Raw genomic sequence first — 16,015 nt, forward strand, 5'->3', positions numbered from 1 at the left:
TACGGACCCTTCGTGACCCGGTGGCGTGCGGAAGAGACGGCACTCAACGGTGCGGGGCGTCATGCACGTACGTGATCTCGTCACCCTGCACCCGGACGACGCGCACGGTCATGTCGCGGTCCGTGCCGCGCAGATAGTGAGCGGTGCAGTGGGTCCGGGCCCCCTCGACCGCCCGGAGGTCCCGCGCGCAGTCGACCGAGCGCGGGCCCCTGAGGATCACCGGAAGCGACAGATGGCCCGAGATGGAACGGGCGACCTCGTCGCGCGGTACGGCATCGGTCACGCCGTTCACCTCGCTGGTCGCGTCCCGTTCCCCCAGCCACCGCTCACCGGCCGCGACGCCGCCCGCCAGCAGAGCCGTTCCGGCCAGCAGCAGGCCGGCCGCTCGCAGATACCGCACGACTCTCCTTCCAGCGGGCACCCGGGCCCCCGGCCGCACCCACGGCCGGGACACGCACCATTCTCACGGCCCACCCGCTCGCGGCAACACCGGGTCCCCCTGCGGCCGGCCAGGCGCCGAGGCGTCAGGCAGCGGGGCCGGACGGGCACCGACCCGAGCGCACGGAAGTCAGGCCGACGGTACGGGCCCCTGCATCTGCTCGCTGATCCAGTGCAGCGATTCGGGCATCCGCTGGATGTAGGTGTGCGCACTGTGCACACCGTCCGGTATTTCGAACAACGTCGAGTGGATCGACCCACCCGTATAGTCCCTGATGAAGCGCTTCACATCGGGAACCGCGGCCTCCCTGCTGCCGAGCTCGAAGGCCAGATAGACCTCCGGCTGCCGGCTCGCGACCAGCCGCCGCGCCAGATGGCGGGGGTCGTTGGCACGCATCTCCGCCGGATGCCCCCGCCACATCGGCGAATCCGGGGCGGTGTCCGGCCCGTTGACGATCGCCGCCTTGAACGTCCGCGGCTCCTTCAGCACCGCCTTGAGCGCCGCGAACCCCCCGGACGACGACCCCATGAAGGCCCAGCCGTCACGGCTCTCGTACGTCCGGAAGTTGGCCCGGGCGAAGTCCGGCACGTCCTCGGTCAACCAGGTGCCCATCTTCGGCTGCCCCGGGATGTCGCTGCCGTCGTAGTACTTCCGTTCCGGGTTGAGCACCGGCATCACGACGATGAACGGAAGCGTCTTGCCCTCCCGCGACCACTCCGCGATCCGTTCCTCCAGCGCGAACGGCGCCCCCGCCCAGTAGTTGAAGGGATAGCCGTACGCACCCGGTAGCGCGATCAGCACCGGAAAGCCGCTCTCGGCGTACTGGGGCTGCTGGTACTGCGGCGGCACCCACGCCCAGATCTCACCGGTGAACCCGGACTTCCGGCCGTGCCACGTCGTCTTGACGACCTGCGTGCCGTCGTCCCCGGTCGTACGGAAGGGCGTGAAGACCGAGCGCGGCCCCCGCGGCGGCACCACCCGGGGTGCCCCGTTGATCGCGTCCGCGGCACGGGCCGGTAACCGTGGAACCCCCGACGCGTCGACGGTGTCCACCCCACCGCCACAACCGGCCAGGACCCCCATGGCCACCACACTTGTCGCAGCGCTGAGGAACACGCGCTTCATCGGGACGATCTCCTCGGTCCTGGGCGCCGGCCGGGGGCGGTCACATCGCCACCACGGCACACCACGGCACCCGTCGAAAGGCACCATTTTACGTTCGCCCGGCGAGCCCCCGGTTCCCGCCCCGCCCCATATGACCTGCAGCTTCCCTCTCCCGCCCAGAGGGGACGGCCCGCCACGTCAAAGCCGCCGTCCCGGTTTCCCCCGTTCGGTAAGGCCGCTGGTTGTTTACCGGACGGTCGGTTCTGGCATCGTGGAGAGCTGGATCGCACGGGCGCGACCCGCCCGTGCCGTACCGAGCAAGGGCGCGACGCCGCGCCGTAGTTGGGATGACCGATGACCGCGTGGGCCGATCGCCCGACCCTTCCCGGCGTGGTGGGACGGGCCGTTGAGCACCAGCAGCTGTCCGGACTGCTGGACACCGCTCCGCTGGTGACCCTCACCGGCCCCGCCGGGGTGGGCAAGAGCGTGCTGGCCCGCGCCGTCCTGGAGGAGCACACCGCCCGGCACGACGGCACGGTGGTCCGGGTCGGCTGCTGGGACGGACTGGCCGACGGGGCCGTCACCGACGCCCTGTTGCGCGCGGCGGGCCTCCCGGCCGCCGCCACCCGCCGCGAGGCCGCCCGCGCCCTCGCCCACCGCACCGCACACCCCTGCGTCGGCACCAGGGGACGCGGGCGGGCGGGGCAGGCAGAGCTGCCGGAGGCCCCAACTCCCGCCGTGGCGCCGGGCGGTGCGGCCATCGATGCGCTCACCGCGCACTGCCGGAAGCACCGCGTGACCCTGCTGCTGGACGACTGCGACCCGGTGCTCGACGAGTGCGCACAACTGGTCCGCCGGCTACTGCGGGCCGGCCCAGGGCTGCGGATCATGGCGACCGCGCGCCGTCCGCTGGGGCTCCCCGAGGAGCGGGTCGCGGCGATCGCACCGCTGCCGGTGACGCTCGGCGAGGGCATCGCCGGGCCGGCCATCGAGCTCCTCGCCACCCGTACCGGGCCCGCGGCGCCCGAGCTGCTGGTGACGGTGTGCCAGGCACTGGAGGGCTCGCCCCTGGCGATCGCCCTGGCCGCACACCAACTCGACCGGATGTCGCTGCCACAACTCGCCGTCCAGGTGGGCGCGGACGGCGCCCTGTTCTACTCGGGACCGGCGGCGACCGTACGGCACACCTCGCTCTACGCCGCGCACGCCGCCGGCTACGCCCTCTGCTCACCCACCGACCGCCGGGTCTGGGCCAGGCTCTCGGTCCTCCCCGGCGATTTCGACCCGTGGCTCGCCGGCTGCGTCTGCACCAGCAGTGACGTTCCTGCAGGGGCCGTCGACGGCGCACTGGAGCGGCTGCGCAGCGCCTCGGTCGTCGAATGCGTACGGGACGCGGGCGGAGCGCATCCGGACACCGGGGTCGCGCTGCCGCCCCGATACCGACTCCCGCGCGCCGCCCGCGACTTCGGGCGGACACAGCTGCGCGAGGCGGGCGAGGAGCCCGCGGCCCGGCACCGGTTCCGGCAGGCGTGCGCGGCCCTGGCGGCCGAGGCCCAGATCGCCTGGCAGGGACCCGACCAGCAGGTCGCGGTGCGTCTCGTCGAGGACGAACAGCACAACCTCGACGCGGCGCTGACCCATCCCCCACAGGACGCCGAGGACGCACTCGGTGCCCTGGAGATCGCGGTCTCCCTGTGGTTCCACTGGGCGGCCTGCGGCTACCGGCAAGAGGGGCGGGCCCATCTGGACCGGCTGCTGCTGCTCTCCCGCGAGGACACCGCGCTACGGGCCCGGGCGCTGTGGCTGGCCGGCTATCTGGCGGCCCAGGAACACGCCACCACCACTGCGGAGACCCTGCTCGACCAGGCATGGCGGGCCGCCGTGATGCACGCCGACTCCGACGGCCTGGCCCGGATCGCGCATGCCCACGGCGTACTCGCCCTGTACCGCCAGGACACCGCGACGGCCGTGGCCTGTCTGGAGGAGGCCGCCCGGCACCACTCCCGGGACCCGTGGTTCGGCCCGGGACCGGCGCACAGCTGGGCGCTGCTCGCGATCGCCCTGGCACCGCACGACGCGGCACGCGCCAAGACAGCGGCCCAGCGCGCCTGGGAGGCCCGCCACTCCGACGGCGACTTCTGGCTCTACTCGACGATCCTCTACGCCCATGCCCTGGCCGCACGGGCCCACGGCGATCCGGCGGCGGCACTACGAGCCTGCCGCAAGGCCCTGGTGGCCAAGAAACTCGTCGGCGACCCCCTGTTCATCACCGGCGCCCGGCACCTGCTCTCCGGTCTGCGCCGCGCGGTACGCAGCGGCAGTCCGCCACCCGACGACGCGGCGGGCGAGCCGTGGTGGCAGCGCCGTCACCCCAAGGGACGGGACCGGAACCCGGACGGCAACCGGGGGCGCCGGGCCGGGGATTACGCGGGGTGAGCAGGGTGAACAGGGTGAGCTCAGTGAGTAGTGGTGAGTAGTGGTGAGCACCGTGGCCATACGACACGACGCACGCGCGGCATGGCGGGTGTCACGCCATCTGGTCGCGTCCCGTAGGTAGTCACGTTGAGTAAAGACGCGATCGCTTTCAGGATGCGAAGGGGTGGGTCCGGTCACATCCTGGGGACATGAAGCGTGCCCCCGTGATCGTCCATCCGCCGTCCTCCGGCGGCCGCCGTGTGACGCTCTACGGTCACGACCTGGGACGAGCGCTGCGCCCCGGTGACGTGGCCGCGATACTGCGCCGGGCCGGCTTCTGCACCACCAAGTTCGTCTGGGACGACACCCGCGTCTTCGAATGGCGCGACGGCGGCCCCGACATCTGGCTGATGCCGTGAGGTCATCACCAGGCTGTGCCTGATCAAAAGCCTTGAACGCTCACAACACAATCGAGTTGCCGAGGCAGACGGGATCGACGAGATCGACCGGATCACCCATGAGACCGCCCCGCCGCCGTCGGCCAACCGTGGCGCCCCATCGGCCAACCGCCGCATCGCCGCGGATCAGTCGCTCAGTCGCCCAGACGCTCAGCCACTCGGTCACTCAGTCGCTCAGTCGCTCAGTCGACCGTAGCGGCAACCCGTGTCTCTTCCGCCTCGCGGGCCGCAGCAGCCTTCTTCGCCCGGAACTTCATGAGCAGGAACGAGCCGATACCGAACAGCACGGCCGCCACCAGGCCCCACGTCGAGAACCGCTTGAGCCACGGCTCGGCGACCATGCCCACGGTGTAGATCAGCGCGGTCGTACCGCCGGCCCAGATGATGCCGCCGAGCACGTTGGCGATCAGGAACTTCCAGTACGGCATCTTCAGCACGCCGGCGAGCGGGCCGGCGAAGATGCGCAGCAGCGCGATGAAGCGACCGAAGAAGACCGCCCACATGCCCCACTTGTCGAACTTCGACTCCGCCATCGCGACGTGGTCGGGACCGAAGTGCTTGGGGAACTTCCGGCCGGCCCACTGCAACAGGGGCTGACCGCCCTTGCGGCCGATCAGATAGCCGATGGAGTCGCCGACGATCGCGCCGACGGAGGCGCAGGCACCCAGTACGAACGGATCGATGTGGTCCTGGGTCGCGGCGAGGATCGCCGCGCTGACCAGGACGATCTCGCCGGGCAGCGGAATGCCCAGGCTCTCCAGGCCGATGACCACCCCCACCAGGAGATAGACGCTCACGGCCGGTACGGTCTCGAGCCACTCCTGGATGTGCACCGCCGGTTCCTCCGCTGTCTAGGGCCCCCGTGGGCCGTGGCCCCGTGTCCATGACACCGGTGCCGGTCGATCCCCTGACGCGCCGCAGGGCGCCCGGGCAGCGTACTCGATCGCGCCGTCCGGGGGCCGAATCCACGTACGGTCAGCGACATCCGGCGCGCGGCGCGCCGAGGGAGGAGACGTGCGGCGCCGCACCGACACCCATGAAGGGTTGCGGCCATAAAGAGTGGCGGCACACCGGGCCCGCCCCCGTGAAGCAGGGCGAGCCCCGTGAAGGAAGAAAGAAACGGGTACCCGGTCCCCGCGAAGGACGGAACGGGTACCCGCGAAGCGCGGAGCGGAATCAGCTATGCGGAGCGGAATCAGCTATTCGGCCGCAGGGTCCACACGATGCTCATCTCGCCCGTGACCGCGCCGTCCTCGCGCGATATGGCCACGTTGACGGGGAACTCCGGGCGCCCTCCGGCGTCGAGCTCGGCGATCACCTCGGCCACCGGCCGGCCCAGCTCCGCGGTCGCGGTCACCGGCCCCATGGCGAGCTTCTTGTAGCCGATCTCCGCACGTACGGCCAGCGGCACCGCCCGGCCGAGCTGACTGCCGAACGCCGCCATCACGATGGCCCCGCTGGCGGACTCGGCGAGGGTGAACATCGCTCCGGCGTGCGGCCCGCCCACGTGGTTGTGGAAGTCGGACTGGTCGGGCATGCGGACCACGGCGCGCTCGGCGCTGGTCTCGGTGAACTCGAGGTTCAGCGTACGGACCATCGGCACGGAGGCCGCCATCATTTCGCCGATCGACGGCAGGGTCTCAGAGGACATGCCAGCGATGTTACCTAGCGGTAGCTTAGTTGTGAAGGCCCCGCTCAGACCCACACCCACTCCCCGCTCAGGACCACACCCACCCCAGAGGAATCCACGCGCTCCAGAAGAATCCACGCGCACACAACCCACGCAGCCACAACACCCCACGAACCCGGCCCCGTGGCGGCGGACTCGACTGCCCTGGCTCCCCTGACCTGCCCCGGCTCCCCTGACACCGTCACCCAGCCCCAGCCGGGGTGGCCCTCACCCTCCACCCATCCTCGTCATCCCCACCCCCTCCCACCCCCCTCCCGCCATATCGTTGACGCCCATGCGGCCAGGACAACCACACAACGCGAGGACGCGCCCCAGCTGGGCGGGACGCAACTATCTGCTCCTCACCGGAGCCACGGTGATCGCGAGCCTCGGCAGCTCGGGCGCACTGATCGCCACCGCCTTCGCGGTCCTCGCCGCCGGCGGCTCCGCCACCGACGTAGGACTGGTCGCCGCCGCCCGCACGATCCCCCTCGTCCTCTTCCTGCTGGTCGGCGGCGCGGTCGCCGACCGACTCCCCCGCCATCACGTCATGGTCGCCGCGAACGCCCTCAGCTGTATCTCCCAGGGCCTGTTCGCGTTGCTCGTCCTGACCGGAGAGCCACGCCTGTGGCAGATGGCCGTACTGGCCGCGCTCGGCGGCACCGGGCAGGCCTTCTTCGCCCCGGCCTCCGAGGGCATGCTGCTCGCCAGCGTCTCCGGGGAGCAGGCGGGCCGCGCGTTCGCGGTGTTCCGGATGGGCATGAGCGGCGCGAACATCGGCGGTGCGGCACTCGGCGGCGCACTGGTCGCCGCGGTGGGCCCCGGCTGGGTACTGGCCGTCGACTCCGCCGCGTTCGCCCTGGCCGGGGCGCTACGCGCCTTCCTCGACGTGCGCGGCATCCCCGAACGGGCCGCGGGCGGCGGAATCCTCCACGATCTGCGGGACGGCTGGCGCGAGGTGATCTCACGACCGTGGTTGTGGGCGGTGGTGGTGCAGTTCTCCATCGTCAACGCGGTGGTGTCGGCAGCCGAGGCGGTGTACGGACCGCTGGTCGCCGAAGATCATCTGGGCGGCCCGGGCCCGTGGGGCCTGGCACTGGCCGCCTTCGGCGCGGGCACGGCGATCGGCGCCCTCCTCATGACCCGCATCAAACCGCGCCGCCTCCTCCTGGCCGGCACACTGTGCGTCTTCCCGCTCGCCCTCCCGTCCGCCGCACTCGCCATCCCGCTGCCGGCCCCCGGCCTCACGGCCCTCATGTTCGGCACCGGCATCGCGATCGAGGTCTTCTCGGTGACGTGGATGATGGCGCTGCACCAGGAGATCCCCGAGGAGAAGTTCTCCCGAGTCTCCTCCTACGACTGGCTGGGCTCGGTTTCCATGATCCCTCTCGCCACCGCCCTCGCCGGCCCCGTCCAGGACCTCATAGGCCGCACCGCCGCCCTCTGGTCCTGCTCAGCCCTGATCGCCCTCCTCACCGCCGCGGTCCTCTGCGTCCCTGACATCCGCCACCTCACCCGCCGCAACCCCGCACCCCTCTCACCTTCCCCCTCCCCCATCATCACTAAAAGTGATAAAATCACGGGAACAAATAACACTCCGTAATCGTTGCCGGAGATAAGAGGAGGCACACACGGCAGCCAGCAAGGCAAAGGAGGCACACAGGACCCAACCCCAAAGGCCCCATACCCCAACTGCCCCAACCACAGGACCCCAGGAACCCCAGGGCCCCAGGCAGCCAGGCGCCGCCGCACCCGCCGCCGAAACGAGGCTCCAACCGAAACACCGCGATGAGGCCACCGAACAGCCAATGAGAACGGCCGGGAACAGCCAATGAGGGCGACCGGAGAGCGAAAGGGCGGACCGACCGACGCCGGTGCCGGCCAACCGCTACCCCCCCACCCCCTGCCCCTGCCCCTGCCCCTGCCCCTGCCCCGTTCAACCAACGTTGCCGCTAACCGTCACCGCCTCCGTCACCGCTAGCCGACGCTGAAGGCACCAGCCGGTGGCACCGGGGACGCCACGGCCTCGGCATCCCGCACGGGCAGCGCGTCCGCGATCAGCCGCCGGAGCGCCGCACCGTGCTCGACCCGCGCAGGGAAGGCGTCCGCGGCCGCGCGCCGGGCCAGCGGCGCAATCGGAAGCTCCGCATGCGAGGCGACCAGGACGGCGTTGCCGAACCGGCGACCGCGGAGCACAGAGGGCTCAGCGATGAGCGCCAGGTGCTCGAAGACCGTGGCGAAGTTGGCGAGTTGGCCGCGGAGGAAGTCGAAGGGCGCACTGTCGGCGAGATTCGCGATGTAGCGGCCGGCCGGCCGCAGCACCCGGTCGGCAGAGCGTGCGTACTCGACCGAGGTGAGATGCGCCGGCACCCGCGAGCCGCCGAAGACATCGGCCACGATCACATCAACGCTCGCTTCGGGTGCCTCCCCCAGTGCCGCGCGAGCGTCCTGCGCGCGCACGGCGATACCGCTGTCGCCGGGGAGCGGTAGGGCTTCGGTCACCAGGGCGAGCAGGCCCCGGTCGGCTTCGATCACGTTTTGGCGGGAGTGTGGACGGGTGGCGGCCAGATAGCGGGGCAGGGTCATGGCCCCGCCTCCGAGGTGCAGCACATCGAGCGGTTGCCCAGGGTCGGCGAGCTCGTCCAGGACGTGGGCGAGGCGACGCACGTACTCGAATTCCAGGTGCGTGGGCGCGTCCAGGTCGACGTACGACTGCGGGGCGCCATCCACGGTCAGCAGCCAGGCGCGCGGCCGGTCCACGTCCGGCAGCAACTTGGCGGTGCCGTGATCCACGGACCGGGTGACGGGTATGGGCTCGGGCGCTGCGTCCACCGTTCTTTCGTCCACCGCTCCATTGTGCCGGGCCGGTGGTTTGCGCCTGGAGGGCTGGGGGCCGGCGCCTGGCGGGCCGGTGGCGAATGTCTGCCGACCGGCCGGGCCGGTGGCTGGTGGCTTCCGACCGGCCGGGCCGGGGGCTGGTGACGGCCGACCGGCTACTTTGTGTCGATACATCCCATTTCGTCAATCCGGTGCTGTGGCCTGGGGCCGGACATGCCCGTCTGGCCAGGGTTGCCGGGGCCCCCTGGGGCGGTCGTGCCCTCGTAAGTGCACAGGCGTGAGTGCACGGGCATGAGTGCGCGGGCGTGAGTGCACGGGTTCCCTGCTCGTGGCCGTGTCGCGCCCCGTACTCGCAGAGCAGAAGGTCTGGAGTACGGGGCGCGACACGGGGGCGCTGGGTCAGGTGGTGACAGTGCGGATCGTGCCGGCGCCGATGGTGCGGCCGCCCTCGCGGATGGCGAAACCGAGGCCGGGCTCCAAGGGGACGTCGCGGCCCAGTTCGACCGTGACCGTCACGGTCTCACCGGGGCGCGCGATGCCGCGCTCGCCGAGGTCGAGGTTGCCGACCACGTCCGCGGTGCGGATGTAGAACTGCGGGCGGTAACCGGTGGAGATCGGCGTGCGGCGGCCGCCCTCCTCGGTGGAGAGCACGTACACCTCGGCGGTGAAACGGCGCCGCGGTGTGACGCTGCCGGGTGCGGCGACCACGTGGCCGCGGCGTACCTGGTCGCGGTGCGTCCCGCGGAGCAGCAGTGCGACGTTGTCGCCGGCCTCGGCGGATTCCATCGGCTTGCCGAAAGTCTCCAGGCCGGTGACCGTGGTCTCGGTGTCCGCGCCGAGCACGGCGACCCGGTCGCCGACCCGTACGCTGCCGCGCTCGATGGCTCCCGTGACGACCGTGCCGCGTCCGGTGATGGTGAGGACGTTCTCCACGGGAAGCAGGAACGGCGCGTCGACATAGCGTTCCGGCATCGGCACGTAGGTGTCGACGGCGTCGAGCAGCGCCGCGATGGCCTCGGTCCAGCGCGGGTCGCCTTCGAGGGCGCGCAGGCCGGAGACGCGTACGACGGGTACGTGCTCGCCGTCGTAGCCGTGCGCGCTCAGCAGTTCGCGGACCTCCAGCTCCACCAGGTCGGTGAGTTCCGGGTCGCCGGCGTCGGCCTTGTTGAGGGCGACGACGATGTGGCGTACGCCGACCTGTTTGGCGAGGAGTACATGCTCGGCGGTTTGCGGCATGATCCCGTCGACGGCGGAGACGACGAGGATCGCGCCGTCGAGTTGGGCCGCGCCGGTGACCATGTTCTTGATGAAGTCGGCGTGGCCGGGCATGTCGACGTGGGCGTAGTGGCGGGTGCCGGTCTCGTACTCGACGTGCGAGATGTTGATGGTGATGCCGCGGGCGGCCTCTTCCGGGGCGCGGTCGATCCGGTCGAACGGCACGAAGGTGCCGGTGCCACGGTCGCTGAGGACCTTGGTGATGGCCGCGGTGAGGGTGGTCTTGCCGTGGTCGACGTGGCCCATGGTGCCGATGTTCAGGTGCGGCTTGGTGCGCACGTATGCCGTCTTGGGCATGGTTTTCTTCCTCGCAAGGATGCGGTGAGAACGGCGACTTGGCGCCGTGGGGACCCCTGGGCCTGGCCGACCCTCCCCCTGCGGGGTCCGCCGGACGATCCGGAGAGGGTCAGCTTCGTGCGCCGTCGAAGGCGGCAGCGGTGGCCAGGGCGGTTGCTGCGGCGATGGCCTTGGTGGGCATCGCGGCAGTGGCCCGGGTGGGTGTTGCGGCGAGGAAGTCGGCGGCAGCCTTCAGCTCGTCCGCGACTGCGGACGTGAGCGACAGGAAGGCGTACCGGGACATGGGTCATATGGTGCCGGGCGGGCGTCGCGGCGTCGAACGATTTATCCACTGCCGGTCGGTTACGCTCCCGGGGTGTTCGCCCCTGCCGCCTCTGGCCACGGTTTTGCCGCTCGCTGTGCTCGTGCGGTGTGTTCTCCGTGGTTGCGGCTGGTGTTGTTGTGCGTCCTGTTGGCCGGTGGTGCGGTGGCGATGCTGCGCTGGGAGCCGCAGCGTCTTTTGTCGGGTGGCTGGCCGGCGCAGTTGTCCGGGGCGACCGCGATGGTGGTGTTCGCGGTGGCGTACGGCCTGTGCACCGCGGTTTTTGTTCCGCGGCCGGTGCTGAATCTCGCTGCGGGTGCGCTGTTCGGCAGTGTGGCGGGGCTGGCGGCGGCGCTCGTCGGTACGGTGCTGGGGGCCGGCCTGGCGTTCGGGCTGGGGCGGCTGCTGGGCCAGGAGGCGTTGCGGCCGTTGTTGCGGGCGCGCTGGCTGGCGGCGGCCGACCGGCAGTTGAGTGAGCACGGCTTCCGCTCGATGCTGGCGGTCCGGCTGTTCCCCGGGCTGCCGTTCTGCGCGGGGAACTACTGTGCTGCGGTTTCTCGTGTGGGCTGGTGCCCTTTTCTGTTCGCCACGGCGCTCGGCAGCCTTCCGAATACGGCGGCTTATGCGGTGGCCGGTGCCCGGGCGGCGACCCCGTCGTCGCCCATGTTCCTGTTGGCGATGGCTTTTCTCGCGCTCAGTGCTTTGGGGGCGCTGGTGGTGGCGTGGCGCAAGCGGGAGGCCTGGCGCGGGCGCTGAGGCAGCGGGGTGAGCACCGTCGGCGTAGGGGATGAAGTGGGAGCGGGGGTGGGAGCGGGAGCGGGAGTGGGACAAGTGCCGGCCCGGGCGGGTGGCGGGGGCCGGCGGTGTCGCGGGGTGGGGGGCGTCGTACGGGAAACAACGTCGGGAGGGCGGGGAGCTGGTCGGGCCGACCGTGGCCGGCAGTGGTGCCTGGTAGGGAATGGGGCCGGTGACGGTAACTGGTCGAAACAGGTCGTGACTGATTTCGAAACAGGTCGTAACTGATCAAGAACTCAGGTGGTATTGGGTCCACGGCTGAGGAGCCTGTGCGGGGTCCTCGTGGGTGGGGGCGAGGGTGCCCCAGGGGGCGAGGGCGTTGTCCCATTCGGAAGCGAGGGCGGCGGTGACGTCGGGGACGGATTCCGTCGATGGCATCGTGCCGGTTTGCCAGGCGGTGGCCATGGGGTGTGCGGGAGGGGCCGCGTTCCAGGCGGCCGTTTGCTGTGCGGGGATGGTGTATTCGCCTTCATGGACGTCGCCGGGGCCTCGGCGGTGGCGTCCCGCGTGGGTTTCCGTCGGTCCCGGATAGAACCGCCCCTGGGCGGAGAGCTGTTGGGCACGGGTAACCAGGCGGGTGAGGTCGAGTCCGAATTCGGCGGCGAGTTCGCGGAGGTCGACGCCGGTCTGCCAGCTGCCGATGAGGACCGCGTCCATGGCCGGGGACCAATTCTGGTCGGATGGTCCTGACGCGGTGCCGGTGCCGCCTTCGCGGGTGTGGCCGTTGGTGCGGGGCGCGGCGGCGGGGTTGTGGTGGGAGTATTCCGCAGAGTTGTCGGGGGCCGGTGGGGTCTCTTCCGGTTCGCGGGGTGGCGTGGTGTGGACGGCTGCGGCGAGCAATTCCTCGGCGACGGCCCGGGCGTCGTCCTTGCCCACCGTGCGCCGGGCGATGCGCACTTCCCGCTCGTTGAGCCCGAAAAGTCCGGCCACTGCGCCGGTGCTGCCTACTGTGACCGCGAACGCCGCCAGAACTCGTGACCGGTCGGCCTGGGCCTCGTCAAGTCTGGCCTGCGCCTCCCGCACGCGTTCGTCTCCCAGGCAAAACGCCTCTGCCAACACGGCGTTGCGGTCCCACAACTCTCTAGGATCCATACCCGTTCAACGCATCTTGGGCAGAGGTGTCCCGACCTGCCGTAGCAAAGCACCCCAAAGCACCCATCGAACCACCAGATGAAAATCACTCCGCGTGGGCCGGAGCGGAGAGCCCCGGAAGGCACCGGATGGCGTAATGCCTGGCCACGCGGTCGGGTTCGCGCGCAGCGTGGATTGTCAGTGGGTTGGTCTAGTGTCGTGATCAGTGAGATTTTCATCGCGGGCGGCGCGGGCGCATGGTGCGTTGCTCCCCGCAAGGCGTCGCTCTGCGCGGTGCGTTGTTCGCGGCGATCGTATTCAGGGGGGACACATGAGGGGTCGTTTTTCGCTGAGGTGCTCGGAGGCTGTACGAGTCGTCGACAGGCGGCAGGGTGCGGTGAACGGCGAGCGTCGCAGGACGGTGGTGGAGCGGTTCCGGCAGCTGAGGGTGCGCGCGCTGCATCTCGAGGTGTGGGTCGGGGCCGTTGAGCGCCTGGTGAAGTCGCGTGAGCGTGCTCAGGCGGCCCGAGGGCCGCTGGACGTGGCCATACGCCTCTCCGGGTTCAACGAGCCGGTCACCGCTTAGGCGCCGCCTGCCTGCGACACGGAGGACGTGGGGCAGACACTGCGGGGGCTCAGGGGGCCGGAGGGGCAGCGCCCGGGCCTGGGGGTCGGCCCGCGGCATGCGGCAGAGGTTCGTCGAGGTGGGGCAGCCCGATCGGATTGGGGAAGGGCAGCACGTCCGCGGCGAGGACGCGGCGGACGGCGGCGTCCAGGGCGTGCAGCAGCGCTTCGGTCTCCGCTTCGGGCAGCGCGTGCAGCATGCGGCCGGCCAGCCGGTCGGTGGCGTTCTCGATGCGTTCGCGTTCTTGCAGGCCGTGTTCGGTGGCGTGGCCGTCTGCGTCGACGAGGCCTCGGGAGCACAGCCGGTCCGTGGCGGCGGCCCATTCCTCCTCGCTCCAGCCCCGGTCCTGCTGGATGGTGTCCTTGGGGACGCGGCCGGAGGCGGCGGCCAGGACGAGGGCTTCGCAGCCGTCGAGCCCCTCGTCGGCGAGTACGGCGAGATGCGCATCGCCGCGGAACTCACGCAGGGCGGTGACCAGTTGCCAGAGCCGTTCGACGGGGTCGGCGTGGTCGCAGAGTGCGCGGTTGGCGGCGAAGAGGGGGCGTGCGGTGGCCGGTGCCTCGTCGACGAGGGCCTGGAGCGGGGGCAGGAGGTCGGTGGTGCGGTGTTCCAGATCGGGGTCGATCCTGCGCAGGGCCTCGGCGGCGCGGCTGCCGCGTTCCTCGAGGATGTGCGCCGGACCGGCCACGCTCCAGGCGGCGGGCAGCGCCCGGGCCACCATTCCGGGCGCGAAGACACCCAGTACGGCCGTGGCGGCAGCGGGTTCCACGGCACCCAGCGGAGCGGTACGGGAGGCGAAATAGCCCATCCAGAAGCCCTTGAGGCCGAGGTCTTTGCCCAGGGCACGGCACTTCTCGTCGAAATAGCAGACCGCGTGCAGGGGCTCGGTCACCAGCCAAAGCGATCGCGCGTGCAGCTCCATGCCCCGCACGCTACCGCCGCGGGGGAACGGGCGCAGCGTGTGGCGTGAGATGTGCGGCGCGCAACGTGTGGGCGGCAACGTGTGGGGGTTGGGCTTCCACTTCCCCGCGATGTGGTGCAGCCAGTTCTTCTCGGGTGATCAGGTGCACCTCAACGCCATCTACGAGCGTGGCACCGACTGCACCCGTCGGGCCGGGACCGTGGCGTATTGCCCCGGGCCGCGCCGCCTCGACCGGCCGGTGTCCGTCCTGACCAGCGCGAGGACGTTCTCAGGCGTGACGATCTTGGGCGTGACGATCTTGGGCGTGACGATCTTGGGCGTGACCTTCTCGGGCGTGACCTTCTCGGGCGGTGAGATGTGGCGTACACGCTGCAGGCCCTGGGGCGGGCGGTGGTGGTCCTGGTGTCAGGGGGTGGGGCGGTCGGCTGCGCCGAAGCCGGATTGCCAGGTCCACAGGTGGGTGCAGTTGGGGCACTGCAGATGGAGCACGCTGCCCTTGTTGGAGAGGAGGTAGCGCCAGTGGTCCGTGCACGTGCGGCCGTCGAGGCAGGTTCCGCAGTCCTGGTGGTCCTCGCAGCGGGGGCACGGGATCCAGGCGCGGCGGCCGATGTCGGCGGTGGGGTCGAGCGGCAGCATGCTCAGCCCTGCTCGGACGGCGGCAGCACGTTGGCCGCGACCAGCATGTCGTAGGTGGCCTGCTGGTCGGCGTCCAGGTCCGAGTAGAGGAGCCGGTGGGCGGCTGCCTCGTCCTCCATCACCGTGAGGGGGTCCCAGGTGTCACCCAGGGCGGCGACGACTTCGGCCCGCCGCCGGGCTTCGTGGGTGGTGAGGTCGAATTCGAAGATCTCGGACGGCTCGGTTATGTGGTCGTCCGTGGTGTTGCGGTCATTCATGGTGCGCGTCCATACCACTTGCGGATGATTCGGACGTGTCTATCAAGTGGGGCGGCACTGAGGAAGCGTCAGGGAGAAGGGGAGGGGGTTATGGGATGATTTGGGGGCATATTTAGGGCGCCTCCAGGACCACGCCGGCGGCCTGTCGGTGGGGGTGGCGAGGGGTTTGGGGAGGGGTTTGGGAGGGGTTCGGGGACGAGTTTGGTTGGGGCGTCGATGACGGGGTCGGCATGGCGTGGGTGAGGGGGCCGTTCCCGCCTGGTGGATGCCGTTCGGGCCGTTGATGGTGGTGGGCGTGAGCGCGGGCTCATGGGCCGGCTGACGGGGGTGCGGGGCGGCGTCGTACGGCGACGGCCGCGGCGTCGTCGCCCAGCTTGCCGCGGGTATGCGCCAGCAGATCCGCTCGCAGGTGCCGTAGAAGCTGGTGCGGGCTGCAGCCGCTCCAGACGCCGGCACGCTCGGCGAGGGGGTAGAAGGCGCCCTGGGCGTCCCGGGCCTCGGTCACGCCGTCCGTGTAGAGGAGCAGGAGATCGCCCGGCTCGAACGGGAAGGTCTCGACCTCGTAGGCGGGGGCGCCGGGCAGGCCGCCCAGGCCGATGGGCAGCGCCGGCCGCTCGGGGTGGAGGGTGAGGGCTGCCCCGTCGCGTAGGAGCAGGGCGGGGGGATGGCCGCAGGTGATGGTGTGGAGTACGGGCGTGTGGTCGGGGATGTCCAGCAGTGCGACGGTCGCGAATGTCTCCTCGGGGTCGGGGAGGCCCCGGCCAGCGCCGGGGCCTGGAGCGTCGACGGGTGCGAAGTCGGGGATGGGGCTGGCGACGAGCTCCGGCCCGGGCGCGAAGGCAGGCGTCGCAGCGGGGGCGAGGACGGGGGCATGAGCGCGGGCGGAACCAGGGGACGGGGCGGGGGTGGAGGC

General features: G+C 71.0%; 16 protein-coding genes. 4 read left to right on the forward strand and 12 right to left on the reverse strand.

The genetic code is table 11. The features are described 5' to 3' along the window. Positions 1-43: 43 nt before the first annotated feature. Both V2J85_RS10085 and V2J85_RS10090 read right to left on the reverse strand, forming a co-directional pair. Positions 44-400 carry a DUF4333 domain-containing protein gene (locus V2J85_RS10085; RefSeq protein ID WP_261954357.1) on the reverse strand — a complete coding sequence of 119 codons (357 nt, stop codon included), beginning with the start codon at positions 398-400 and terminating at the stop codon, positions 44-46. Positions 401-568: 168 nt separating this feature from the next. Beyond that, positions 569-1,564 carry an alpha/beta hydrolase gene (locus tag V2J85_RS10090; RefSeq protein WP_261954358.1) on the reverse strand — a complete coding sequence of 332 codons (996 nt, stop codon included), beginning with the start codon at positions 1,562-1,564 and terminating at the stop codon, positions 569-571. A 333-nt stretch (positions 1,565-1,897) separates the two neighbouring features. Here V2J85_RS10090 and V2J85_RS10095 point away from each other — a divergent pair, with 333 nt between their 5' ends. Together V2J85_RS10095 and V2J85_RS10100 are read left to right on the forward strand one after the other, a co-directional pair. Then, positions 1,898-3,979, forward strand: coding sequence for an ATP-binding protein (locus V2J85_RS10095; RefSeq protein WP_419836757.1), 2,082 nt, complete (start codon positions 1,898-1,900; stop codon positions 3,977-3,979). Between the two features lie 188 nt (positions 3,980-4,167). Continuing rightward, entirely contained in the window at positions 4,168-4,377 is a 210-nt protein-coding gene (locus V2J85_RS10100) for a hypothetical protein (RefSeq protein WP_261954360.1), read from the forward strand. Positions 4,378-4,598: 221 nt separating this feature from the next. Here the strand turns inward: V2J85_RS10100 and V2J85_RS10105 are convergent, their stop codons facing one another. Beyond that, positions 4,599-5,249 (reverse strand): DedA family protein, encoded by a 651-nt coding sequence (locus V2J85_RS10105; protein ID WP_261954361.1) that lies wholly within the window; start codon positions 5,247-5,249, stop codon positions 4,599-4,601. A 362-nt stretch (positions 5,250-5,611) separates the two neighbouring features. Beyond that, positions 5,612-6,067, reverse strand: a complete 456-nt coding sequence (locus V2J85_RS10110; RefSeq protein ID WP_261954362.1) for a DUF4442 domain-containing protein — start codon at positions 6,065-6,067, stop codon at positions 5,612-5,614. A 313-nt stretch (positions 6,068-6,380) separates the two neighbouring features. Between V2J85_RS10110 and V2J85_RS10115 the strand changes: the two genes are divergently transcribed. Beyond that, entirely contained in the window at positions 6,381-7,688 is a 1,308-nt protein-coding gene (locus tag V2J85_RS10115) for an MFS transporter (protein ID WP_330821401.1), read from the forward strand. A 374-nt stretch (positions 7,689-8,062) separates the two neighbouring features. On the opposite strand, the gene V2J85_RS10120 is transcribed toward V2J85_RS10115, so the two are convergent. The 3 genes from V2J85_RS10120 to V2J85_RS10130 form a co-directional block, all read right to left on the reverse strand. Continuing rightward, positions 8,063-8,932 (reverse strand): spermidine synthase, encoded by an 870-nt coding sequence (locus tag V2J85_RS10120; RefSeq protein ID WP_261954364.1) that lies wholly within the window; start codon positions 8,930-8,932, stop codon positions 8,063-8,065. A 390-nt stretch (positions 8,933-9,322) separates the two neighbouring features. After that, a complete protein-coding gene (tuf, locus tag V2J85_RS10125) occupies positions 9,323-10,495 on the reverse strand; it encodes an elongation factor Tu (protein WP_261954365.1) in 1,173 nt (390 codons plus the stop codon). 109 nt (positions 10,496-10,604) lie between these two features. Next, entirely contained in the window at positions 10,605-10,778 is a 174-nt protein-coding gene (locus V2J85_RS10130; RefSeq protein WP_261954366.1) for a hypothetical protein, read from the reverse strand. Positions 10,779-10,850: 72 nt separating this feature from the next. Here V2J85_RS10130 and V2J85_RS10135 point away from each other — a divergent pair, with 72 nt between their 5' ends. Continuing rightward, positions 10,851-11,552: a TVP38/TMEM64 family protein gene (locus V2J85_RS10135; protein WP_261954367.1), complete on the forward strand. Its 702-nt coding sequence runs from the start codon at positions 10,851-10,853 to the stop codon at positions 11,550-11,552. A gap of 267 nt (positions 11,553-11,819) precedes the next feature. Here V2J85_RS10135 and V2J85_RS10140 read toward each other — a convergent pair whose 3' ends face one another. From V2J85_RS10140 to V2J85_RS10160, 5 genes are all read right to left on the reverse strand, one after another. Next, the gene (locus V2J85_RS10140) at positions 11,820-12,668 is read right to left on the reverse strand and encodes a hypothetical protein (protein WP_410011346.1); all 849 of its coding nucleotides are present in this window, start codon (positions 12,666-12,668) and stop codon (positions 11,820-11,822) included. 629 nt (positions 12,669-13,297) lie between these two features. Continuing rightward, positions 13,298-14,209, reverse strand: a complete 912-nt coding sequence (locus V2J85_RS10145) for an SCO6745 family protein (protein WP_261954369.1) — start codon at positions 14,207-14,209, stop codon at positions 13,298-13,300. Positions 14,210-14,614: 405 nt separating this feature from the next. Then, positions 14,615-14,845: a hypothetical protein gene (locus tag V2J85_RS10150; RefSeq protein WP_261954370.1), complete on the reverse strand. Its 231-nt coding sequence runs from the start codon at positions 14,843-14,845 to the stop codon at positions 14,615-14,617. 2 nt (positions 14,846-14,847) lie between these two features. After that, positions 14,848-15,102: a DUF6400 family protein gene (locus tag V2J85_RS10155; protein ID WP_261954371.1), complete on the reverse strand. Its 255-nt coding sequence runs from the start codon at positions 15,100-15,102 to the stop codon at positions 14,848-14,850. A gap of 307 nt (positions 15,103-15,409) precedes the next feature. Then, on the reverse strand, positions 15,410-16,015 hold a 606-nt coding region (locus V2J85_RS10160), incomplete at its 5' end, for a PP2C family protein-serine/threonine phosphatase (protein ID WP_330821403.1).

It is taken from the genome of Streptomyces bugieae (assembly GCF_036352915.1).
Lineage (GTDB): Bacteria > Actinomycetota > Actinomycetes > Streptomycetales > Streptomycetaceae > Streptomyces > Streptomyces endophytica.